Annotated in this window: 17 protein-coding genes; 9 read left to right on the forward strand and 8 right to left on the reverse strand. The window is 66.8% G+C overall.

The window, feature by feature from the left end:
* The first annotated feature begins 31 nt into the window (after positions 1 to 31).
* From glgB to CHB86_RS06985, 8 genes are all read left to right on the forward strand, one after another.
* Positions 32 to 2,245: a 1,4-alpha-glucan branching protein GlgB gene (gene glgB / locus CHB86_RS06950; protein ID WP_089232596.1), complete on the forward strand. Its 2,214-nt coding sequence runs from the start codon at positions 32 to 34 to the stop codon at positions 2,243 to 2,245.
* 40 nt (positions 2,246 to 2,285) lie between these two features.
* A complete protein-coding gene (glgC, locus tag CHB86_RS06955; RefSeq protein WP_089232275.1) occupies positions 2,286 to 3,554 on the forward strand; it encodes a glucose-1-phosphate adenylyltransferase in 1,269 nt (422 codons plus the stop codon).
* Positions 3,551 to 4,987, forward strand: a complete 1,437-nt coding sequence (glgA, locus tag CHB86_RS06960; RefSeq protein WP_089232276.1) for a glycogen synthase GlgA — start codon at positions 3,551 to 3,553, stop codon at positions 4,985 to 4,987. The genes glgC and glgA overlap by 4 nt, the downstream gene beginning before the upstream one ends.
* Positions 4,984 to 7,077 (forward strand): glycogen debranching protein GlgX, encoded by a 2,094-nt coding sequence (glgX, locus tag CHB86_RS06965; protein WP_089232277.1) that lies wholly within the window; start codon positions 4,984 to 4,986, stop codon positions 7,075 to 7,077. Before glgA ends, glgX begins: the two co-directional genes overlap by 4 nt.
* The gene (gene malQ / locus CHB86_RS06970) at positions 7,074 to 9,005 is read left to right on the forward strand and encodes a 4-alpha-glucanotransferase (RefSeq protein ID WP_089232278.1); all 1,932 of its coding nucleotides are present in this window, start codon (positions 7,074 to 7,076) and stop codon (positions 9,003 to 9,005) included. The genes glgX and malQ overlap by 4 nt, the downstream gene beginning before the upstream one ends.
* A 68-nt stretch (positions 9,006 to 9,073) precedes the next feature.
* Positions 9,074 to 10,705, forward strand: a complete 1,632-nt coding sequence (locus CHB86_RS06975) for an alpha-D-glucose phosphate-specific phosphoglucomutase (protein WP_089232279.1) — start codon at positions 9,074 to 9,076, stop codon at positions 10,703 to 10,705.
* A 182-nt stretch (positions 10,706 to 10,887) separates the two neighbouring features.
* Positions 10,888 to 13,272 (forward strand): phosphoenolpyruvate synthase, encoded by a 2,385-nt coding sequence (ppsA, locus tag CHB86_RS06980; RefSeq protein WP_089232280.1) that lies wholly within the window; start codon positions 10,888 to 10,890, stop codon positions 13,270 to 13,272.
* A gap of 224 nt (positions 13,273 to 13,496) precedes the next feature.
* Complete coding sequence (locus CHB86_RS06985) at positions 13,497 to 14,096, forward strand: hypothetical protein (RefSeq protein ID WP_176442796.1); 600 nt, start codon at positions 13,497 to 13,499, stop codon at positions 14,094 to 14,096.
* Here the strand turns inward: CHB86_RS06985 and focA are convergent.
* The 4 genes from focA to CHB86_RS07005 all read right to left on the reverse strand — a co-directional run bounded on the left by focA (position 14,093) and on the right by CHB86_RS07005 (position 19,522).
* Positions 14,093 to 14,953, reverse strand: a complete 861-nt coding sequence (gene focA / locus CHB86_RS06990) for a formate transporter FocA (RefSeq protein WP_089232282.1) — start codon at positions 14,951 to 14,953, stop codon at positions 14,093 to 14,095. The two genes, CHB86_RS06985 and focA, sit on opposite strands and share 4 nt — an antisense overlap.
* A gap of 59 nt (positions 14,954 to 15,012) precedes the next feature.
* On the reverse strand, positions 15,013 to 15,792 hold the full coding sequence (gene pflA / locus CHB86_RS06995; RefSeq protein WP_089232283.1) for a pyruvate formate-lyase-activating protein: 780 nt from the start codon (positions 15,790 to 15,792) through the stop codon (positions 15,013 to 15,015).
* A gap of 49 nt (positions 15,793 to 15,841) precedes the next feature.
* Entirely contained in the window at positions 15,842 to 18,097 is a 2,256-nt protein-coding gene (gene pflB, locus CHB86_RS07000; RefSeq protein WP_089232284.1) for a formate C-acetyltransferase, read from the reverse strand.
* A 765-nt stretch (positions 18,098 to 18,862) separates the two neighbouring features.
* Positions 18,863 to 19,522 carry a PRC-barrel domain-containing protein gene (locus tag CHB86_RS07005; protein WP_089232285.1) on the reverse strand — a complete coding sequence of 220 codons (660 nt, stop codon included), beginning with the start codon at positions 19,520 to 19,522 and terminating at the stop codon, positions 18,863 to 18,865.
* A 140-nt stretch (positions 19,523 to 19,662) separates the two neighbouring features.
* Between CHB86_RS07005 and CHB86_RS07010 the strand changes: the two genes are divergently transcribed.
* Positions 19,663 to 19,923 (forward strand): hypothetical protein, encoded by a 261-nt coding sequence (locus CHB86_RS07010; protein ID WP_089232286.1) that lies wholly within the window; start codon positions 19,663 to 19,665, stop codon positions 19,921 to 19,923.
* Between the two features lie 5 nt (positions 19,924 to 19,928).
* On the opposite strand, the gene CHB86_RS07015 is transcribed toward CHB86_RS07010, so the two are convergent.
* The 4 genes from CHB86_RS07015 to CHB86_RS07030 form a co-directional block, all read right to left on the reverse strand.
* Positions 19,929 to 20,543, reverse strand: coding sequence for an exopolysaccharide biosynthesis protein (locus CHB86_RS07015; RefSeq protein WP_089232287.1), 615 nt, complete (start codon positions 20,541 to 20,543; stop codon positions 19,929 to 19,931).
* A gap of 38 nt (positions 20,544 to 20,581) precedes the next feature.
* Positions 20,582 to 20,944 carry a hypothetical protein gene (locus CHB86_RS07020; RefSeq protein ID WP_089232288.1) on the reverse strand — a complete coding sequence of 121 codons (363 nt, stop codon included), beginning with the start codon at positions 20,942 to 20,944 and terminating at the stop codon, positions 20,582 to 20,584.
* A gap of 171 nt (positions 20,945 to 21,115) precedes the next feature.
* Positions 21,116 to 22,078 carry a PRC-barrel domain-containing protein gene (locus CHB86_RS07025; RefSeq protein ID WP_176442797.1) on the reverse strand — a complete coding sequence of 321 codons (963 nt, stop codon included), beginning with the start codon at positions 22,076 to 22,078 and terminating at the stop codon, positions 21,116 to 21,118.
* Between the two features lie 219 nt (positions 22,079 to 22,297).
* Complete coding sequence (locus tag CHB86_RS07030) at positions 22,298 to 24,079, reverse strand: SLC13 family permease (protein WP_089232290.1); 1,782 nt, start codon at positions 24,077 to 24,079, stop codon at positions 22,298 to 22,300.
* Positions 24,080 to 24,130 lie beyond the last annotated feature (51 nt).

A 24,130-nucleotide genomic window follows, 5' to 3' on the forward strand; every position in this document is an offset into this window, starting at 1 on the left:
AAGTGGTGCGAAGGAGTAGCCTGAGGTCATGATGACCGACGCCTCCGCTCCCCACCCGCAAGCGCCGCTGTCCCACGAGACGGCACAGCAGATCGCCCATGGCGCGCTGCACGATCCCTTTGCGATCCTTGGCCCGCAGGACCACGCGGGCCAGGTCTGGGTCACGGCCTACGACCCCGGCGCCAGCGCCTTGGAAGCGGTGATGGACGGCACCGGCCACCCGCTGCAGCCGGTCGATGGCGTGCCCGGGGTGTTCTGCGGCCCCGTACCGGCCCGCGCGCCCTACATGCTGCGCGGCCGCAACGCTGCCGGCGAGACCTGGGAGCACGAGGACCCCTATCGCTTCGGCCCGGTGATCGGCGAGATGGACGAATACCTGCTCGCCGAAGGCACCCACCAGCGCGTCTGGAAGGTGCTCGGTGCCCACGTGATGGATCACGAAGGCGTTCGCGGCACCCATTTCGCGGTCTGGGCACCGAATGCACGGCGGGTCTCCGTCGTCTGCGACTACAATTCCTGGGACGGCCGCCGCAATCCGATGCGGCTGCGCGGCTCCACCGGGGTCTGGGAGATCTTCATCCCCGGCATCGGCGAGGGCGCGGCCTACAAGTACGAACTGATCGGCGCCCAGGGGCAGCTGATGGCGCAGAAGGCCGACCCGGTCGGCTTCGGCTCGCAGCATCCGCCCGAGACGGCGAGCGTGGTGCGCGACATTGCCGGCTACGGCTGGCACGACGGCAAGTGGATGAAGTCCCGCTCCGCCAGCAACGCCCATGATGCCCCGATCTCGGTCTACGAGGTGCACCTCGGCTCCTGGAAGCGGATCGCCGAAGAAGGCAACCGCCCGCTCTCCTACAAGGAGGCGGCCGTCGAGCTGGTCGGCTATGCCAGGGACATGGGGTTCACCCATATCGAGTTCCTGCCGATCAGCGAGCACCCGTTCGACGGCTCCTGGGGCTACCAGCCGATCGGGCTCTTTGCGCCGACGATCCGCCACGGGCCTCCGCACGAGTTCCGCGACCTCGTCGATGCCGCGCACAAGGCCGGGCTCGGGGTGATCCTCGACTGGGTGCCGGGGCATTTCCCGGCCGACGTGCACGGGCTGGCGCAGTTCGATGGCACCGCGCTCTACGAGCACGCCGACCCGCGGGAAGGGTTCCACCAGGACTGGAACACGATGATCTACAACTTCGGCCGCACCGAGGTTGCCAACTTCCTGATCTCCAACGCTCTGTATTGGCTGGAGGAATACCACGTCGACGGGCTGCGCGTGGATGCCGTGGCCTCGATGCTCTATCGCGACTATTCCCGCGAGGAGGGCCAGTGGATCCCCAACAAGGACGGCGGCCGCGAGAATTACGAGGCGATCAGCCTGCTCCAGCGCACCAACATGATATGCTACGGCGAGGTGCCCGGCATCCTGACCGCGGCGGAGGAAAGCACCTCCTTCCCCGGCGTTTCCAAGCCGGTCGACGCCGGCGGGCTCGGCTTCGGCTTCAAGTGGAACATGGGCTGGATGAACGACACGCTCGACTACATCGAGCGCGAGCCGGTCCACCGAAAGCACCATCACCACCAGATGACCTTCGGCATCCACTACGCCTTCAGCGAAAACTTCATCCTGCCGATCAGCCATGACGAGGTGGTGCACGGCAAGGGCTCGATGCTCACCAAGATGCCGGGGCTGGAGGGCGACAAGTTCGCCAACCTGCGCGCCTATTACGGCTTCATGTGGGGGCATCCGGGCAAGAAGCTGCTCTTCATGGGCTGCGAGATCGCCCAGTGGTCGGAGTGGAACTACAAGGACCAGATCGACTGGAAGGCCGCGGAGTATCACACCCATGCCGGGGTGCAGCGGCTGGTCAGGGATCTCAACCATCTCTACCGCGAAACCCCGAGCCTCTATCTCAAGGATTGCGAACCGGGCGGCTTCGAATGGCTCGAGGCCAACGACATGGACAATTCGATCTATGCCTGGGTGCGCCGAGGCGGGCCCGGAGACCCGCCGGCGGTCGTGGTGTGCAACTTCACGCCGGTGGAACGCAGCGGCTATCGCGTGGGCCTCCCCCTGCCGGGGCGGTGGCGCGAGGCGCTCAACACCGATGCCGAGCCCTATGGCGGACAGGGGCGCGGCAACATGGGGAGCGTGACCACGGAGGAGAAGGACTGGCACGGTCAGGATCACTCCGCGCCGCTGACACTGCCGCCGCTGTCGACGATCATCCTGGTTCACGACGAGGACTGAGAAGCGCCCGTAGAAAGACATTGAGGGAGGGAAACCAACCATGCCGAATTCACATGTGAGACTGTCTTCGAGGGCGATGGCCTTTGTGCTGGCCGGGGGACGGGGCAGCCGCCTCAAGGAACTGACCGACAACCGCGCCAAGCCCGCGGTCTACTTCGGCGGCAAGAGCCGCATCATCGACTTCGCGCTCTCCAACGCGCTCAACTCCGGCATCCGAAAGATGGCGATCGCCACCCAGTACAAGGCGCATTCGCTGATCCGGCACTGCCAGCGCGGCTGGAACTTCTTCCGCGCCGAGCGCAACGAATATCTCGACATCCTGCCGGCCTCGCAAAGGACGGGCGGCGAGAACTGGTACATGGGCACCGCCGACGCGGTGACCCAGAACATCGACATCATCGACAGCTACAACATCGACTACATCCTGATCCTCGCCGGCGACCACATCTACAAGATGGACTACGAGATGATGCTGCAGCAGCACGTCGACTCGGGCGCCGACGTCACCATCGGCTGCCTGACTGTGCCGCGGGAAGAGGCCAGCGCCTTCGGCGTGATGGACGTGGACGCCGCCGGGCGCATCATCAGCTTCCTCGAAAAGCCGGCCGATCCGCCGGGCACGCCGGACGACCCCACTGTCACGCTCGCCTCGATGGGGATCTACGTCTTCAACTGGAAGTTCCTGCGCGAAATCCTGATCGAGGATTCCGAGAACCCGAACTCCAGCCACGATTTCGGCAACGACATCATCCCGAAGCTCGTGAAGGGCGGCAAGGCCGTCGCCCACCGCTTCACCGACAGCTGCGTGAAATCCACCCCCGATGCCCCGGCCTACTGGCGCGACGTCGGCACGGTGGACGCTTTCTGGAAGGCCAATATCGATCTCACCGACTTCACGCCGGAACTCGACCTGTGGGATCACGAATGGCCGATCTGGACCTATTCGGAATCCGTCCCCCCGGCCAAGTTCATCCATGACGAGGCCGACCGGCGCGGCACCGCAGTGTCGTCGATGGTCTCGGGCGGTTGCATCATCTCGGGCACCGAGGTCCGCAATTCGCTTCTTTTCACCATGGTGCGCTCCAATTCCTTCTCGGTACTGGATCGTGCGGTCGTGCTGCCGTATGTCACGATCAACCGCCATGCGCGGCTGAAGAATTGCGTGATCGACCGCGGCGTGGTCATCCCCGAGAGGCTCATCGTGGGCGAGGATCCCGAGGAAGACGCCAAGTGGTTCCGGGTCTCCGGCAAGGGGATCACGCTGATCACGCAGGACATGCTCGATAGAAGGGAAGCCGCGCTCTCATGAAGGTCCTCTCCGTCGCCTCGGAAATCGCCCCTCTGATCAAGACCGGCGGGCTGGCCGACGTGGCCGGCGCGCTGCCGGCCGCGCTCAAGGCACAAGGCGTCGAGATGCGCACCCTGGTCCCCGGCTATCCGGCGGTTCTCGATGCGCTCGGCGAGGGACGGCAGGTGATCACCGATGGCGACCTCTACGGCGGCCCGGCGCAGGTGGTGTTCGGAATGGCCGCGGGGCTGGAGCTTTACGTGCTCGACGCGGCCCACCTGTTCTACCGCGAGGGCGGCCCCTACGCGGCGCCGGACGGGTACGATTGGTGGGACAATGCCGAACGTTTCGCGGCGCTCTGCTGGATGGGCGCGCGGCTTTGTGCCGAGGGGCAACTGCACGGCTGGAAACCCGACGTCCTGCAGGCCCACGACTGGCAGGGCGGCCTCGCGCCTGTCTACCTGCAGCGGATGGGGGCGGCGCATCACACCGGCTCGGTGATGACGATCCACAACATCGCCTTCACCGGCTCGGCCGGGGCCGACATGGTCCACCGCCTGCGCCTGCCGATGCAGGGCTACAACGCCGGTGGCTACGAGTTCTACGGCCGGATCTCGGCGCTCAAGGCCGGCATCTCCTATGCCGACAAGGTCAACACGGTCAGCCCGACCTATGCGAAGGAGCTGACGACCGAAGCCTTCGGCATGGGGTTCGACGGCACGCTCAAGTACAAGGGCAAGGATTTCACCGGCATCCTGAACGGCATCGACACCGATGCCTGGAACCCGGAGACCGACCCGAACATCGCCACCTACAAGGCGCCGCGCGCCAAGACCAGGGCGCGCGAGGCGCTGATCGCAGAGATGGGGCTCGATTCCGACGGCGGGCCGCTCTGCGTGGTGGTCTCGCGGCTCACCGAGCAGAAGGGGCTCGACCTGCTGCTGGCCGCCCTGCCCCGGCTGATCGAGCGCGGCGGCCAGCTCGCCCTGCTCGGTTCCGGCAACCCGTGGCTCGAAAGCCAGTTCCTGGCCGCGGCGGGCAGCCATCCCGGGCGCGTGGCAGTCCGGATCGGCTATGACGAGCCGCTCTCGCACCGGATCATCGCCGGCGGCGACGCGATCCTGGTGCCGTCGCGCTTCGAACCCTGCGGGCTGACCCAGCTTTACGGGCTGCGCTATGGCACGGTTCCGGTGGTCGCAAAGACCGGGGGCCTTGCCGACACCGTTATCCCGGCGACGGTCGCGACGACCACGGCGAAGGTCGCCACCGGCATCCAGCACGCCCCGGACAGCGTCGAGGCGCTGGAAGACGCCATCGACACGCTCTGCGACCTCTGGGCCGACCCCAAGGCCTACCAGCAGATGCAGCGCAACGGCATGAAGTTCCCGGTCGGTTGGGACACATCGGCCGCCGCCTATGCGGCCCTGTTTGCAGAGGCGGCAAAACACCCGTGAGGCATCCCGAATACGCTATTTCCGGAGGGCGCCCGGCGCCGCTCGGCGCGACCTTTGACGGCGACGGCGTGAATTTCGCCGTGTTCTCGCAGCATGCGACCGCCATGGAGGTCTGCCTGTTCAGCGCCGACGGCAAGACCGAGCTGCAGCGCCTGCGGCTGCCGGAACGGGACGGCGACGTCTGGTATGGCTATGTCTCCGGTCTCCGGCCCGGGCAATACTACGCGCTGCGCGCCCACGGCCCCTACCGGCCCGACGTCGGCCACCGCTTCAACCCGAACAAGCTGCTGCTCGACCCCTACGCCAAGCGGCTGACCGGGATGCCGGTCTGGCACGACGCGCTGATGGGCTACCAGATCGGCTCCAATGCCCGCGACCTGAGTTTCGACACCCGCGACAGCGCCCCCTACATGCCGCGCTGCGTGGTCGAGGACCCGGCCTTTTCCTGGGGCTACGATCACCCGCCGCGCACCCCGGTCGCGGACTCGGTGATCTACGAGGCCCATGTGAAGGGGCTGACCCAGATGCACCCCCACGTGGCACCGGAGGGCACCTTCCTCGGGCTCGCCACCGACCCGATGCTGGAGTACTACCACAAGCTCGGGATCACCGCGATCGAGCTGCTGCCGGTGCACGCCTTCCTGACCGACCGGTTCCTGCACGAGAAGAACCTGTCGAACTACTGGGGCTACCAGACGCTCGGCTTCTTCGCGCCGGACCCGCGCTATCTCTCCGAAGGCCGCATCAGCGAGTTCCAGCAGATGGTGGCGCGGCTCCACCATGCCGGGCTCGAGGTGATCCTCGACGTGGTCTACAACCACACCTGCGAAGGCAACGAGCTCGGCCCGACGCTCAGCTTCCGCGGCCTCGACAACCTCAGCTACTACCGGCTGATCCAGGACCGGCGCTACTACATCAACGACACCGGCACCGGAAACACGCTCAATCTCGACCACCCGATGGTGCTGCGCATGGTGATGGATTCCCTGCGCTACTGGGTCGAGGTGATGCATGTGGACGGCTTCCGCTTCGACCTCTGCTCCACGCTCGGCCGCACCGATCACGGGTTCGACCCCGGTGCGAGCTTCTTCGACGCGATCCGGCAGGACCCGGTGCTGACCCAGGTCAAGCTGATCGCAGAGCCCTGGGACGTGGGCCCCGGCGGCTACCGGCTCGGCGGCTTCCCGCCCCCGTTCCACGAGTGGAACGACCGGTTCCGCGACGGCGTGCGCCGGTTCTGGCGCGGCGACCCGGGCCGCGCACCCGACCTCGCGGGCCGGCTCACCGGCTCGGCGGCGGAGTTCGACCATTCCGGCCGCCCGGCCACGGCGTCGGTCAACATGATCACCGCCCATGACGGTTTCACGCTGCACGACGTGGTCAGCTACAACGGCAAGCACAACGAGGCCAACGGCGAGGACAACCGCGACGGCCATTCCGAGAACTATAGCGACAATTTCGGCTGGGAAGGTCCGACCGACGACCCCAAGATCATCGAGGGCCGCAACCGCCGCAAGCGCGCGATGATCGCAACGCTGATGCTCTCCCAGGGCACGCCGATGCTGCTGGCGGGGGACGAGCTCGGCCATTCGCAGAACGGCAACAACAACGCCTATGCCCAGGACAATCCGACCAGCTGGATCGACTGGGCCGAGGCGGACACCGATTTCATGGCCTTCACGGCCCGGCTGATCCGGTTCCGCCGCGAGCACCCGATCCTGCGCCAGAAGGTGTTCCTGCACTCGCGCGAGCGCCGCATCGACGGGCGCGAAGACCTGTTCTGGTGGCGCGCCGACGGCAAGCCGATGTCGACGCCAGACTGGGTGGACCCCTCGCTGCGGATCGTCTGCGTGGAAATGCGCACTGCCTCCGGAACACCCGTCTTCGCGGCGACCGAATCCGCGATCTTCATGGTGTTCAACGCAGGCGGCGACACCAAGGTGCGGCTGCCCGTGCCACCCAAGCGTCAGAACTGGGTCTGGTCGATCAACACCGCGACCCCCGACGCCCCCGAGAAACCGGTCCGCAAGACCGAAGTGCTGATCGGCGCGCAGTCGGTCTCGGTTTTCGTGCTGGAGGCCGCCGAATGAACGACGTACTGGGCGCGCTTGCCGACCTGGCGGGCATCCATTTCGACTATTGGGACCAGACCGGCACGCAGGTGCCGACCTCGGACGGCACGGCGCGCAGGCTGCTTGCCGCCATGGGCCTGCCGGCCGAGACGGACGACGCGGCCCGCGAAACCCTCGACCGCCTGCTCGCGGAGGCCGCGCGGCGCGCCCTGCCTCGATGGCTGATCCTGGAACCCGGCCAGCCAAGCCACCATCCGCTCGCCCGTCCGACCGATGGCGGCAAGCTCGTCCTGGAGGACGGCACCGAGATGCCGCTCGCGGCCGGAGCGGTGCTGGACCTGCCGGCGCTGCCGCTCGGCATCCACAGGCTGGAGCTGGAAGGCGACGCGACCACGCTGCTCGTCGCCCCGCCGAGCCTGCCCCTGCCCGAGCCGGGCTGGGGTGTCACCCTGCCGCTCTATGGTCTGCGAACCGAGGCCGAGGGCGGCTTCGGCGACTACGCCGACCTTGCCCGCGCCACCGAGGGGCTCGCCCAAGCCGGTGCGGATTTCGTCGGCCTGAACCCGGTCCATGCCGGTTTCCCGAGCGATCCCAACGCCTTCAGCCCCTATTCTCCGTCGCACCGGCGGCGCTTCAACACCATGCATATCGCGCTGGAGGGCGCGCGGCTGAACGGTGGCGGGGCGTTGATCGACTATCCCGACACCCGGCTTCGCCTGCGCGCGCGGCTGGAAGACGAGTTCACCGCCTTCGAGGCCGCTGGCGGTGCCCCCGCGTTCGAGGCCTGGCGCGCCGCCGAGGGCGCCTCGCTTGAACGGTTCGCCACCTATCAGGCGCTGGCCGACCGTCACGGCCCCTACTGGTTGGACTGGCCCGAACCGCTGCAGCACCACGGCGCACCTGCGGTCACGGAGTTCCGCGCCGAGAACGCCCGCGCGGTCCTGTTCCACGCCTGGCTGCAATGGCGCAGCGAAACCCAGCTCGGCCATGTGGCGCAGATCGCCCGCGAGGCCGGAATGCGGTACGGGCTCTACCTCGACCTCGCCGTCGGCACCCACCCCCACGGCGCCGAGACCTGGTCCGAGGGCGCGGGCTTTGCCACCGGTGTTTCGCTCGGTGCGCCGCCTGACGCCTTCTCGCCCGACGGGCAGGTCTGGGCCCTGGCGCCGTTCAACCCGCATGCGCTCGCCCGGATGCACTTCCGCCCCTTCGCGGAGACCCTGCGCCGCCAGCTGCGCTATGCCGGGCTGCTCCGGATCGACCATGTTCTGGGCTTCGAACGCGCTTTCTGGGTGCCCGACGACCGGGCCGAGCCCGGCGCCTATGTCGCCATGCCGCGCGACGCGCTTCTGGCGGTGGTGCGCATCGAGGCGACCCGCGCAGGCGCGACGGTGGTGGGCGAGGATCTGGGAAACATCCCCGACGGGCTGCAGGCGGAACTGGCGGCCTCCGGCGTGCTGGGCTGCCGGGTCGCGATGTTCGAACAATATCACCACGGCAACTTCCGCCGCCCCGAGGAATATACCGAGGCCGCGCTGGCGTCCTTCGGCACGCACGACCTGCCGACCTGGGTGGGCTGGCGCCGGGGCCGCGACGTGGAGGTCCGGCACGAGATCGGCATCCTCTCGGACGAGGATTATCACAACGGTCTGGACTGGCGCGCGGGCGAGGTCCGGGGCTTCGATGCGCTCTCCGGCGCCGAAAGCGAGGACCCCGACCAGATGCATTGCTTTCTCGGCGGCGTCCGCAGCCGGCTGGTGGCCCTCCAGCTCGAGGACATCCTCGGCCTGACCGAGCAGGCCAACCTGCCAGGCACCGTCGACACCCATCCGAACTGGCGCAGACGCCTGACCGTCCCGGCCGAAGAGCTTGGCGGGCACCCCGCGGTCCGGCGCGCCGCGGAAATCATGAGCGACACCGGTCGCAACCGGGTCGGATCAGGGTAGACTTGCCCCAAGATGACACAGGCCTGAGATTGACTGGCCAAGACGCAACTGGCCGACAGGAGTGAGCCATGGAACGCATTACCGTCCAGACCCAGCCGATCGAGGGGCAGAAGCCCGGCACCTCCGGCCTCCGCAAGAAGACCGACGTCTTCATGGGGCCGCACTACCTCGAAAACTTCGTCCAGGCGATCTTCACCGGCATCGGCGGCGTGGAGGGCAAGACCCTCGTGCTTGGCGGCGACGGCCGCTACTTCAACGATCGCGCCGCGCAGGTGATCCTGCGCATGGCCGCCGCGCAGGGCTGCGCGCGCATCATCGTCGGGCAGAACGCGCTGATGTCGACCCCGGCCGCTTCCAACATGATCCGCATCCGCCAGACCGACGGCGGCATCATCATGTCGGCCTCTCACAACCCGGGCGGGCCGAAGGAGGATTTCGGCGTCAAGTTCAACACGCCCAACGGCGGGCCCGCGCCGGAAGAAGTGACCAACCGGATCTTCGACGCCACCAGGACGATCGGGAGCTATGACATCCTGGTCAGCGAGGATATCGACCTCGCCACGCTCGGCGAGACGCGGCTTGCCGACATGGTGGTCGAGGTGGTCGACCCGGTCGCGGATTACGCCGCGCTGATGGAGAAGCTGTTCGATTTCGACGCGATCGCGGGGCTGTTGAAGGGCGGCTTCCGCATCCGCTTCGACGCGATGCACGCGATCACCGGCCCCTATGCCAAGGCGATCCTCGAGGAGCGTCTGGGCGCGCCGGCTGGCTCGGTGGTGAACGCCGTGCCCTCGCCCGATTTCGGCGGCGGCCATCCGGACCCGAACCCGATCTGGGCCAAGGAACTGATGGACGTCATGTACGGCGACGACGCGCCGGATTTCGGCGCCGCCTCCGACGGCGATGGCGACCGCAACATGATCGTGGGCCGGGGCGCCTATGTGACGCCCTCGGATTCACTGGCGCTGCTGGCTGCCAACGCGCACCTGGCGCCGGGCTATGCCGCAGGGCTGAAGGGCGTGGCCCGTTCCATGCCGACGTCGGGCGCGGTGGACCGGGTCGCCGCGAAGCGCGGGCTCGACTGTTACGAGACGCCCACGGGCTGGAAGTTCTTCGGCAACCTGCTGGACGCCGGCCGCGCCACGCTCTGCGGCGAGGAAAGCGCCGGCACCGGCTCCGACCACGTGCGCGAGAAGGACGGGCTCTGGGCGGTGCTCCTGTGGCTGAACATCCTGGCGGCGACCGGCAAGTCGGTGCAGCAGATGCTCGACGACCATTGGGCGGAGTTCGGACGCAACTACTACTCACGACACGATTACGAGGGCGTGGACAATGCCGCGGCCGAAGGTCTGATGGACAACCTGCGCGCCCGCTTCGACAGCCTGCCGGGTCAGAGCTTTGCCGGGCGGACCGTCGCAAGCGCCGACGAATTCGCCTATGACGACCCGGTCGACGGCTCGCATTCCGCCGGCCAGGGCATCCGCATCGGCTTCGAGGGCGGCGGACGGGCCGTGTTCCGCCTGTCGGGCACCGGCACCGTTGGCGCGACGCTGCGGGTGTACCTCGAGGACCTCTGCGAGGACCCGGCGGCGATGCACCGGGATCCGCAGGAAGCGCTTTCCGACATCATCGCCGCCGCCGACGCCATTGCCGGCATTTCCGAGCGCACCGGCCGCAACGGCCCGGACGTGCGCACCTGACACCGGCGTTGTCGGGGGGCTGTCTGCCCCCCGTCCGGCGCCACGGCGCCGGCCTCCCCCCGAGGATATTTCCGGACAGGCGAAGGCCGGATGCGGACCCGGGCTTGATGCCTGTCAACGAGGTCATCCGGCGGATGTGATACGCTCCGGCTCGCGGAAAGGCGCGATCGGGGAGGAAGATCATGTCCGATTTTGTCATATGGTTCGAGGATCTGGCCCGCGAGGATGTCGGCCTGGTCGGCGGCAAGAACGCATCACTCGGCGAGATGGTGCAGAAGCTTGGCGCGAAGGGCATCAGGGTTCCGGGCGGCTTCGCGACCACGGCGGCCGCATACCGCGCCTTTCTCGGCCACAACGACCTCGACGCCCTGATCGACCGCAACATGGACCGGCTGGAAAGCGGCCGGATCACCCTGCACCAGGCCGGACAGCGCATCCGCGAGGCTGTGGCAGAGGGCGAATGGCCCGAGGACATCCGCGTCGCCATTTCCGAAGCCTATGCCGCGCTCGCCCAGCGGCTCGGCGCGGCCTCCCCCTCCGTCGCGGTGCGCAGTTCGGCCACCGCCGAGGACCTGCCGGAGGCGAGCTTCGCCGGCCAGCAGGAGACCTTCCTGAACGTCACCGGCGAGGCGAGCCTGCTCGACCATTGCCGGCGCTGCTATGCCTCTCTCTTCACCGACCGGGCGATCACCTATCGCAAGCTGCAGGGCTTCGATCACCGGGATGTGGCGCTGTCGGTGGGGGTGCAGCAGATGGTGCGCTCGGACAAGGGCGGCTCGGGCGTGATGTTCTCGATCGATACCGAGTCGGGCTTCGACAAGGTGGTGCTGATCAACGCGGCCTGGGGTCTGGGCGAAAACGTCGTGCAGGGCACGGTGACGCCCGACGAATACCAGGTCTTCAAGCCCTTCCTCGACCGCCCCGACCTCGTGCCGATCCTGGAGAAACGCCGGGGCAAGAAAGAGAAGAAGATGGTCTATGCCCGTGGTCCGCACGGCGAGACCACGACCCGCAACGTGCCGACCTCGCGCGACGAGCGGCGGCGGCTGGTGCTGTCGGATGCCGAGATCCTCGACCTCGCCCGGATGGCCTGCACCATCGAGGACCATTACGCCTGCCCGATGGACATGGAATGGGCCCGCGACGGCGAAGGCGGACCGCTCTACATCGTGCAGGCGCGTCCGGAGACGGTTCAGAGCCAGGCCGAGAAGGGCGCGATCCGCTCCTACGGGATCGGCAACAAGGGCAAGCTGCTGCTGACCGGCCTGAGCGTCGGCTCGGCGGTGGCGACGGGCCATGTCTGCCTGATCGAGAGCGCGGCCGAGATCGACCGCTTCGTCGACGGCGCCATCCTCGTCACCGGCACGACCGACCCTGACTGGGTTCCGATCATGAAACGCGCCGCGGCGATCATCACCGACCACGGCGGGCGCACCAGCCATGCCGCCATCGTCAGCCGCGAGCTTGGCCTGCCGGCGATCGTCGGCACGGGGAACGCCACCGACCTGCTGCATGACGAGCAGGAGGTCACCGTGTCCTGCGCCGAGGGCGACACCGGCAACGTCTACGAAGGGATCGCGGAGGTGACGGTCGAGGATCTGTCTCTGGAGCATATCCCGGAGACCCGCACCAACATCATGCTCAACCTCGCCAACCCCTCTGCCGCGGCGCGGTGGTGGCGGCTGCCGACCAAGGGCGTGGGGCTGGCGCGGATGGAGTTCGTGGTCTCCAACACGATCAAGGTCCACCCGCTGGCGCTCACCCGGTTCGACGACCTGACCGACCCGCACGTGCGCGGGGAGATCGAGGCGCTGACCCTGGGCTACGAAGACAAGGCCACATACTTCGTAGAGACCCTGGCCCGCGGCCTCAGCCGAATCGCCGCCTTCTGCCATCCGGAGCCGGTGATCGTTCGGATGAGCGACTTCAAGACCAACGAATACGCCGACCTGCTGGGCGGCCGGCAGTACGAGCCCGCGGAGGAGAACCCGATGATCGGGTTCCGCGGCGCATCGCGCTACTACTCGCCGCAATACCGCGAAGGGTTCGAGTTGGAATGCCGGGCGATCCGGTATCTGCGCGAGGAGATGGGCTTCGACAACGTGATCGTGATGATCCCCTTCTGCCGCACCCCGACCGAGGCCGACAAGGTGCTGGAGGTGATGAAGGGCGTCGGGCTGGAGCGCGGAAGGAACGGGCTGCAGGTTTACGTGATGTGCGAGATCCCGTCGAACGTGATCCGGACGGAGGATTTCGCCAAGCGGTTCGACGGCTTCTCCATCGGCTCGAACGACCTCACGCAGCTCACTCTGGGGGTCGACCGCGATTCCGAGATGCTGGCGGAACTCTTCGACGAACGCGACGCGGCGGTGCAGTGGATGATCGAAAGCGTCATCACCCGCGCCCACAAGGTCGGCTCCAAGGTCGGCTTCTGCGGCCAGGCGCCGAGCAACGATCCGGCCTTCGCCCGGTTGCTGGTTGGGTACGGGATCGACTCGGTCTCGGTCACGCCCGACAGCTTCCTGGCGGTGAAGCGACTGGTCGCGGAGGCAGAGGCGGAAGCCTGACAAGCTGCTTGGCGACCGATTGACCAGGCTACGACGGCGCTGACCGGGGACTTCCGGTCAGCGCAGCCTGTCTTTTTCCGATCTTTTGAGGGTATCGCGCCAGAACGGGGCGCTCATTCGTTCCGTTAACCATTGCCGCGGTTTCCGGACGTATTAACAAACCGTTAATGCTAGACCTGAGATCAGCGACGATCCGGAGTCGCGACGTGTTGACGAGTGTTCCCGTGAAAACCCCTGTCCTTTTCCAACTTTTGCTGCTGGCATGCCTGTCTGCATCGCCATGCGTGGCCGTGACCATCGAGGCGACCGGGACCGTCACCGGGCTCCGGTTCTTCGGTGCGGACGGCGGCCCCTTCATTACCGAGTTCGCAGCCGGCGACCGGCGGCTGGAGAACTGGTCGGGAGCGGCTCTGCTGAGCCAGACAGCTTCGGTCGATCTGGAACTCCGGGAGGCGCGCGGCGGCTGGGCGATGGTCGACCGGTCGGAGTGCCGGGGCTTCCTGACGCTGTTCTGTAGTGGCCTCGGTGTCGCGCAGGTGCAGGACGGCGCCATGGTTCTCCCGATCCATTCGGCGGCGTCGAACCTGCAGTTCCGGCTGACCGCGACCGAATACAGCTATGCCGACGACACCAGGCATGCCTGGTCGAACATGACCGGGGTCTACGATTTCCGCGACGGGTTCAGCATGGTCGTGGCCATCGACTCCTTCGTCCCTGCCCCGACCGCCCCCGTGCCGTTGCCGGCCCCGGGGGTGATGCTGGGGACCTGCCTGGCCGCCGGCGTGGCGCTTGCGCGCCGTCGACGCCTCAGCCGGCCGGACTAGGGCCGCTGACCTTCGGAGGGACGCAGGTAGATGAACCAGTAGAGCAGCCCGACAAGCAGCCCGCCGCCGATGATGTTGCCGAGGGTCACGGGGAGCAGATTGTGCATCAGGAAGTTCGACCAGGTGAGATCGGCGAATTGCGCGGCGCTCGCGCCGGTCGCCTCCCAGAATTCCGGACCCACGGCGTCGCGGGTGAGGATCGCCATTGGGATCTGGAACATGTTGGCGACGCAGTGCTCGAAACCGGCCGCGACGAACATCGCCACAGGCAGGACCACCGCCAGCAGCTTGTCGGTGACTGTCCGCGCCGAGAAGGTCATCCAGACGCCGAGACAGACCATCACGTTGCACATCACGCCGAGGGCCACGGCCTGCCCGAACTCGTGGTGCAGCTTGTGCTGGGCAATGGACATGTAGTTGAGCCCAAGCTGCCCGCCGGCCAGGTCGTAGTGCTTGGCCGCCTGCATGATCAGCACCAGCCCGAAGGCGCCGACGAAGTTGCCGGCGTAGACCAGCGCCCAGTTCCGGGCGAGCTGCGACCAGCTGATCTTGCGGCTGGCCCGCGCGACGACCGTCAGCACGGTCGAGGTGAAGAGCTCGCCGCCGTTGACCACCACAAGCATCAGCCCGAGGCTGAACGCGAGCCCGCCCATCAGGCGGTTGGCGCCCCAGCCCATGCCGGTATTGCCGGTGGTGACCACGGTGTAGAAAATGAAGGCGATGCCGATGAAGGCGCCGGCCGTGATGGCGAGGACAAAGGTCGAGACCGGGTTCTTGGTGGCCTTGGCCACGCCCATGTCCTCGGCTTTCCAGGCCATCGCCTGCGGAAGCAGGGCGTCGAAAGTCTGATGCTGCATCTGTGTCGAAGTCCGTCGTCAAGCGGGCGGCGGGTCGTCCGGCCCGCCCTGCCCGCGGATCAGGTCGCGACGAGCCCGCGGGCGCGGAAGATGTCCCGTGCCGCCTCGGCGTCGTCATGTGTAGGTGTGGGCGTGTCACGAAGCTTGTAGTCCAGCCCGAGGCGATCCCATTTCGAGATGCCGAGCTGGTGGAACGGCAGCACCTCGACCAGCTCGACCAGATCGCCGTAGCTGGCAACGAGGTCGGCCATCTTCGCCACGTCGTCGGGCGCGTCGGTCCAGCCGGGCACCAGCACGTAGCGGATGCGCATCTGCTTGCCCAGCCGCACCAGCCGCTGCGCAAAATCGAGCGTCGGCTGCAGTTCCTGCGCGGTCAGCTCCTTGTAGCGCACGGGATCGATATGCTTGATGTCCAGCATCACCAGGTCGATCGGCTCGAACCAGCTGTCCGGCACCTTGGCGTGCAGGAAACCCTGGGTGTCGAGCGCGATGTGCAGGTCCCACCGTTTCTTGATCGCCCGCGCCGTGGCGCCGACGAACTCCGCCTGCATCAGCGGCTCGCCGCCGGAGAAGGTCACGCCCCCGGCGAACTTGAGGAAGCGGGAGTACTTGCCGACCTGGGCCAGCATGTCGTCGACCTCCACCCGGGTGCCGTTGTGCAGCTTCCAGGTGTCGGGGTTGTGGCAATAAAGGCAGCGGAACTGGCAGCCCGCCATGAAGAACACGAAGCGCATCCCCGGGCCGTCGACGGCGGCGCCGGATTCGACCGAGTGGAGGAACCCGTGGCAGGCGGCTTCGTGAATGCCGTCGAACGTGTCGTCTGGATGGGAGATCGTCATGTCCTCGCTCCGGTGCAGGCGGGGGGGGGCACATGGCCCCCCCTCCCCGTTACATCTTGTTATGGAACGTCCGGCCGATCACGTCGAGCTGTTGCTCGCGGGTCAGCTTGACGAAGTTCACCGCGTAGCCGGAGACGCGCACCGTGAGCTGCGGGTGTTCCTCGGGGTGGTCCATCGCGTGCATCAGCGTTTCACGGCTGAGCATGTTGACGTTCACGTGGAAGCCGCCGGCATCGACATAGGCGTCGAGGCAGTTGGACAGGTTGCGCACCTGCTCGGCTTCGGTGTGGCCCATCGAGGTCGGCGTGGCCGAGGCCGTCCAGGAGATGCCGTCCTTGGCGAACTCGTAGGGCAGCTTGGCAACCGAGGCGCCGGCGGCAACGAAGCCGTTCTTGTCGCGGCCGTTCATCGGGTTCGCACCGGGGGCGAAGGGCTCGCCGGCGGCGCGGCCGTCCGGGGTGGCGCCGGTTTTCTTGCCGTAGACCACGTTGGAGGTGATCGTCAGCACCGACTGCGTCGGCATCGACTTGCGGTAGAAGTGCGGCTGGGCCTCGACCTTTTCCATGAAGGTCCGGGTCAGCCAGACGGCGATGTCGTCCACGCTGTCGTCGTTGTTGCCGAAGGCCGGGTATTCGCCCTCGATCCGGTAGTCGACGGCCAGGCCCTGCTCGTTGCGCACGACGTGGACCTTCGCGTTCTTGATTGCCGAGAGCGAGTCCGCCGCGATCGAGAGGCCGGCGATGCCGCAGGCCATGGTCCGCAGGATGTCGCGGTCGTGCAGCGCCATCTCGATCCGCTCGTAGGCGTATCTGTCGTGCATGTAGTGAATGCAGTTCAGCGCCTTGACATAGGTCTTGGCCAGCCAGTCCATCGTCTTGTCGAACTTGGCCACCACCTCGTCATATTCGAGCACATCGCCGGTGATCGGCTCGAAGCCGGCCGCGATGAGCTTGCCCGACTTCTCGTCCACGCCGCCGTTGATCGCGTAGAGCAGCGCCTTGGCAAGGTTGGCGCGGGCCCCGAAGAACTGCATCTGCTTGCCGATGGCCATGGCCGAGACACAGCAGGCGATGCCGTAGTCGTCGCCCCATTTCGGGCGCATCAGGTCGTCGTTCTCGTACTGGATGGCGGAGGTGTCCTTGGAGACCTTGGCGCAGAAATCCTTGAAGCCGCGCGGCAGGCTGGAGGACCAGAGCACCGTCAGGTTCGGCTCGGGTGCCGGGCCGAGGTTGTAGAGCGTGTGCAGGATCCGCATGGAGTTCTTGGTCACCAGCGTGCGGCCGTCAAGGCCCATGCCGCCGATCGCCTCGGTCACCCAGGTCGGGTCGCCGGAGAACAGCTCGTCGTATTCCGGCGTGCGCAGGAAGCGGATGATGCGCAGCTTCATGACCATGTCGTCGATCATTTCCTGCGCTTCGCTCTCGGTCAGCGTACCGCGGGCAAAATCGCGCTCGATGTAGATGTCGAGGAAGGTCGAGACCCGGCCGATCGACATCGCGGCGCCGTTCTGCTCCTTCACCGCGGCGAGGTAGCCGAGGTAGGTGAACTGGATCGCCTCGCGGGCCGTGGCGGCCGGCCTCGACATGTCCACACCGTATTTCAGGCCCATCTCGCGCAGTTCCTCGAGCGCACGGTACTGCTCGCTCAGTTCTTCGCGCAGGCGCAGCGTCTCGTGGTCGAAGACGGCGTCGTCGAGTTCGCGATGCTCGCGCTTCTTGTCTTCCTTCAGGAAGTCGAGGCCGTAGAGCGCGACCCGGCGGTAGTCGCCGATGATCCGGCCGCGGCCATAGGCATCCGGCAGGCCGGTGATGACGCCGGACTTGCGGCAGGCGATGATGTCGGGGGAATAGACGTCGAAGACGCCCTGGTTATGGCTCTTGCGGTACTTGGTCCAGATCTCGTGGACCATCTCGTCCGGCTTGAAGCCATAGGCCTCGAGGCCGTTCTCGACCATCCGCAGGCCGCCGTTCGGCATGATCGCCCGCTTCAGCGGCGCATCGGTCTGCAGCCCGACGATGATCTCCAGATCCTTGTCGATGTAGCCGGCGTCATGGGCCGTGATCGTGGAAGGGCGGTCGGCCGAGACATCGAGGACACCGGCGGCGCGTTCCTTCTTGAGCAGCTCCCCGAGCTGACCCCAGAGCTTCTCGGTCCGTTCGGTCGGGCCGGCAAGGAAGCTGTAGTCGCCCTCGTAGGGGGTGTAGTTCTCCTGGATGAACCCACGCACATCCACCGCCTGGCGCCATGCGCCGTCGGAAAACCCGTCCCAGGGTTCGGAAGTGGTGGTGGATGAATGTGCGTTCATGGTCGCCTCCTGGCGTTACATTTCGAGCGGACAGCAATCACTGGTCCGCGACATTGTCTCGGTCTGCGTGGTCGGCCTTGGTGGAGGCCTGCCGGGGAGGTATTTCAAAGGCGTCTTCCCGGCCCGGTCGACAACGCCACCTTTGCGTCGTCGCTACGCTAACATATCGCGTGTACACGATTTCGTTCAACTGGCGCCGCGTGGGTTGCAAAATTCAAATCCGTTATTTTTCAATACGTTGCAAAGGGGGTCAGGACGGCAATGCGCGCCGCGCATGGAATCGCACGGGTTACCACCTTTCGGATTCTGCCCCGCAGCATTCCAATTATTTCGCGGCGACAGATTGGGAAACGCGGGAGACAGCAGGCGCAACAATAGATCGCCGCGGGACACGTGCGACCACTGTCCGTGCGACTCTGCCGGCGCGGAAAATCGTGGAATGACATGGCGATGGCGGGTGTTGACCTATGCGTGATGCGCTGACGTGCCCTGCGTGAGCAACAATGCCTCGGTTCAGGTCGTCCGAACGCCGGCCCGTCGGCGCCGACGCTCTCCCCGGGCCTCGGTCCCCTGCGGAGACGGCGGCCCAGCGGCGCGCGGGTGCGCGCTCCAGGATCGGAAAAGCTGGCATCAATCGCTTTGGGCATAATACCGGAAGCGTACTATAGATCGCCGCGATCGCCTAACGGGATCATCGCACGATCTCGCCGGTGAGCGGGGGGCGGGCAACCGCTTGCGCGCGCTTTCCGGGACAAGGAGGCTGGCCTAGCCGGACCGCACCCCGAGGTCCTGAAAGACGAGATGGGTCCCCTCCCCTCCGATGTGCCGCAAGGCGCCGTACGGGATCTCGCGTCCTCCGTCTGGCCCGGCGCCATTCGCCTCCAGCACGATGGCCAGGATACGGCGGCTGTCGGGATCAAACTCCAGGTCCTGCACCCGGCCCAGTTCGCCCGACGCGTCGAACGCGGGAAGGCCGAACCAGGCGCTCGCCCGCTGCATGTCCCGGGAGATCTGCGGCCCGCGTCCGTCCGACGCTATCGATGCCTCTTCCCGCTCCTGCAACGCGCGGATCTGCTCGTACATCAGGATCGGGGAGACCGTACTCCCGAACGGGCCGACGATGACGGGCGGCCATTTCAGAAGGTCGATACCCTCGGCCTCTTTCGCCCCGCCCCAACGCGGCGCCGCCTCGAGCGCCTCCTCGCTGAGCGACAGCCTCCAGCGATCGTCGCCCTCGGCGCCTTCAGGCGGCATCAGGAGTTCGCTGGAGACGAGCACCCTGTCCGTGCTCAACCAGCCGCCGACATCGACCAGCACATGTGTCAGGCAACCGTCCTCGACGCGAAAGAACGCATCGCTGAACGTGCCCTCCCGATCACCGGCGCGAAGCCGACTGCCATGCAGGTTTCGCAGGGATTGAAGCATCCGGACCTCCCTTCGCAGATGTAGCTCTGCATAAGGACAACGCAGCTCCGCCCCAATGGTTCCTGACGGTCGCCGTTGATCCCCGGCTTCCCGGCATGTCAGACTGGCCGGCGACGGTCCCGGCAACCTGGAGGCACATCATGTCCGAACTTTCCGATCCCGTCCTCGAAGGCCGACTCATCGCCTTGCGCCATATCCTGTGCCTGCTCGCCTCCGGCCATGCGGGCGCGGATCTGCTTGCAGCGCTCGACACAGTCGTGCAGGACGGTCAGGAAGACCCCGGGGCGTCGGCCGAGGATGCCGTGGACGCCATCGCCTTCGCGATCCGCCAGGCCAAGGCCGACGAGGAACGCGCCTTCCGGAACCTGCTCGAGATCGCCCTCCAGTCTGGCAAGGGCTGACGGGGTCACAGCATTCCGAAGGCCGTCAGCGGCAACACGAGCGCGCCGCCCATGGCCACGATGCCCATCAGCGCGAAGAGCCCGTCGCGGGTCATCAGAGATGTCGAGAAAAGGAGCACGGCCGCGCCGAGGATGGAGGAGGAGAACGGCACCACTTCCAGGAACGGCATGCAGAGCCCGCTGACGAGGCACAACGCCTGCAACCATTTGCGCATCGGCCACCGCGTCAGCGGGGACAGGCGCTTGCGGGAATGACCGTCCAGCCAGTCTGCCATCCGGTGCACCCATTTCATCGCCCCCTGGGCTTTCTCGCCGTCGATCTCCCGGCGCTTGAGGAATTCGGGGAGCCAGAGTTGGTCGCGTCCGAGCAGCATCTGGCCGGCCACGATCGCGATTGTCAGCCCGCAGGCCGAGGAGAACAGGGGAATGCCGCTCAGCGGGGTCACGACGAGGATGGCCGGGATCATCACCATTGGCAGGAAGGACTGCGCACCGAAGGCGTCCGCGATGTCGCCCAGAGAGACGCAGTCCTCGTCCGCGAAGTCCGACAGCTTCTCCACGATGCTGCGCACCGGGCGCTCCGGATCGGTCCCCTGATCTATCGTCGTGCTGCCTTGCATCGAACGTCTCTCGTCACTTCTGGCTGAAACGCCGTGGGTCAAATGGTGACGGCGATGAACACCACCCCGGCCAGCAGCGTTGCGCCCACGGCCAGGTACGCCGCCACCCAGCTCGGGCTTGGCGTGGACGATATTTCGTCGGGGCCGGCAACGGATGGCGCGCGGGAGGGCATCTCCGCCACGCTGTCCTCGGCCGGTTTCGGACGTGCCATCTGCACATCGCTCGCGGCGTCCAGCGGCAGACGGATGCGGCCTCTTTGCCGCCGTCCCTCCCGCTCCTGTGCGGGTTCGAAATCGACGACGGCCCGGCTGTCCGAATAGACGTGGATCACCTTGGGAGCGGCGCTCGGGGCCCGCACGCCCGTCTCTGCCCGAAGTCCGAAATCTGAATTGAGCTGCATCGCATCCTCCTGCCGGAATCAATCTGCGTGTAATCTGCTTTGGTGGCACGGTGGCCAAGTCCCGGCCCTGTCCGCACGATGGCGACAAGCGAGGGAAAGGTCCGGTGGCCTATCGCCACCGGACCCGCGATGCCGCAGCGCGGAGCGCGGCATCGCGAACGTTCATGGAGATCAGCTCTCCCAGGCGTCCATGGACTCGAGCTCTTCCTCGGTGCTGTTGATCCGCACCACCTGGTCGGCCAGGCCATCGTTCTCCTCGACCTGGATCTCGGCGAACGGGATCGCGACCGGCTTCTCGCCAATGCCGAGGAAGCCGCCGACTTCCACGATCAGGTTCTCGATCTTGCCGTCTTCGGCCAGAACGATCTCGGACACCTCGCCGACGCGCTCGCCGTCGCTGCCGATCACCGGCATGCCCTGCAGCTCCTCCGAGGTCAGCGGGGAGTCCGCAGCATCAGCCATCAACGGATCCGCATCATCGGACATCGCGCTTTCGTCGCTCGTGGCTTCGGCCTGCTCGGGCTCGTACATCTCGCCGGTGTCGTTCGCCATCAGCGCCGTCTCACGCTGCGCGGTCCAGGAGCTGTAGCCGCTCTCTTCCAGCACGGTCTGGTCGTAGTCACGCTCCATCTCCAGCTTGGAACGGTCGCCGGTGTAGACGACGAAGAACGAGTCCTCGCTGTCGGCTTCCGTCACGAACTCCAGCGAGTCCATCCCGGTCTGGACGTTCTTCTCGCCCATGCCGAGGAAACCGCCGACATCCAGCGCGACCGAGTCGATCTCGCGCTCGGGCGACAGGATCACGTCGCCAACCTCGCCGATCTGCTCCCACTCGGCCGGCACGTCCTCGAGGCTCGTGGCGATATCGGCGCCGACTTCGGCGTCGGAGCGGATGTAGACGCTGTGGCCGATCAGATCCGACGCCGGGATCGACATGTCACCGGCAAGGGTGGACGGCTCTTCGGACATCATGTCGCCGGACTGCGCAGTCTGACCGTCAAGCACGGGGGTCTGGTTCATCGTGTCGGCGGGCTGGCTCGCCTCGCCGGTTTCACCGACCGTGGTCTGCGCCTGGGAATAGGTCGGCAGGGTCAGCAGAAGGACGGTCGCGGTCGTAGTGAAAAAGCGGGTCATCGAATGTCTCCTTTCACATGCTTCGCAAGCGGCGCTTCGGTGCCGTTTGCATCTGTACGAACAACGACGACACCCCCGGGGAGTTCCTTTGGGGGGATGCAAAATTCTCGAATAATTTCGGGAACCAAACGGGCGCGGATGCGTTGCGCGGCGCCCTCTCGACATCGCGCTGGAGCACGGAACGCCCGCCGCGCGTCCTTCCTCGTTTGAGACGGAGACCTACAGCGGCCAGACCAGCAGAATCATCGGCACCGCGATTACCACGACGAGGATCTCCAGCGGCAATCCCATGCGCCAGTAGTCGCCAAAGGCGTAGCCGCCCGGCCCGAGGATCAGCGTGTTGTTCTTGTGGCCGATCGGCGTGAGAAACGCGCAGGACGCAGCGATCGCGACCGCCATCAGGAAGGGATCGGGGCTGACGCCGAGGCTCTGGGCCATCTGGATCGCCACGGGTGCGGCGACCACGGCCGTGGCGGTGTTGTTGAGCACGTCGGACAGGGTCATCGTGACGGCCATCAGCAGCGCCAGCAGTGCCCAGGCCGGCCAGCCCGCCCCCAGATCGACGAGCGCATTGGCAATCAGCGCCGTGCCCCCGGCGGCATCGAGCGCCGCACCGAGCGGGATCATCGACCCCAGCAGCACGATCACCGGCCACTCGATCCGGTCGTAGAGTTCCGAGATCGGCAGAACGCCGGTCAGCACATAGGCGATCACGACGATGCCGAGCGCCACCGGCAGGTAGATCAGCCCCAGCGAGGCGGCCGCCACAGCCAGGGCGAAGATCCCGGTCGCCGTCCAGACCTTGCGCTGGTCCGTGACCACGAGGCCGCGGTCGGCCAGCGGCAGCACGCGGAGCCAGTCCGTCACCGATTCCTCGTCGCCCTCCGGCATCAGAAGCAGCAGGATGTCGCCCGGCCGCACGACAGTCGTGCGCACCTCCCTCGTGATCCGCTGCCCGCCGCGCGATATCCCCAGAAGCACGGTGCGGTGGTGCAGGGCGAGCCCAACCTGCCGGGCCGACTTGCCGACGATCCGCGCCCGGTCCGTCACCACCGCCTCCACGATCGACAGGCCCTCCCCGGCAATGCCGGTCACCTCCTGCTCGTCGCCGTCGAGGAACTCCAGACCGGTCGCGGCGCGGAACTCGTCCAGTGCCTCGGGCCGGGCCTCCAGCACGAGCGCGTCGCCTGCCTGCAGGATCGTGTTGCGCTGTGTCCCGTAAAGCCGTTTGCCCTCCCGTGCGAGACCGAGCACGGCGACGTCGTTCTTCTCCGCCGCCTCGTAGGTCTCGAACAGGCGTTTGCCGATCAGTTCCGATCCGGCCGGGACCTTGAGTTCGGCGATGTAGTCCTTCACCCGCTCGCGCGTCTCTGACAAGGCGCCCTCGCCCTCCGCCTTCGGGATCAGCCGCCAGCCGATCAACGCGACGAAGCAGAGCCCCGCCAGCGCCACCACCCCGCCCACGGGCGCGAAATCGAACATCGTGAAGCTCTCGCCGAGCTGATCCTCGCGAATGCCGGCGATGATGATGTTGGGGGGCGTGCCGATCAGCGTGACCATGCCCCCGAGGATCGTGCAGAAGGACAGCGGCATCAGCGAGAGCCGCGCCGCCCGCCCCGCCTTGCGGGCCGTCTGGATGTCCACGGGCATCAGCAGCGCCAGGGCGGCCACGTTGTTCATGAACGCAGACAGCGCCGCGGCGATCCCGCCCATGAAGGCGATATGCGCCCCGAGGCTTCGGGCGGGATCCACCAGCGTCCGGGTGATCAGAAAGACCGCCCCCGACCGCTCCAACCCGGCCGAAACCACCAGCACGAGTGCGACGACGAGCGTCGCGGGATGTCCGAAGCCGGCGAAGGCCGCGTCGGCGGGAACGAGGTCCAGCACGACGGCCACCATGAGCGCGGCAAAGGCAACGATATCGTAGCGCAGCCGCCCCCAGAGCAGCATCGCAAAGACCGCGCCGAACAGCGCGAAGAGGAGTGTCTGGTCGGCCGTCATATCGGCAATCTATCCGCGGGCCGCGGTTCGGTCCATCCCGGGCGGCATTGA

Origin of the sequence: Tropicimonas sediminicola, from assembly GCF_900188335.1 — a bacterium.
GTDB classification, from domain to species: Bacteria; Pseudomonadota; Alphaproteobacteria; order Rhodobacterales; family Rhodobacteraceae; genus Tropicimonas; species Tropicimonas sediminicola.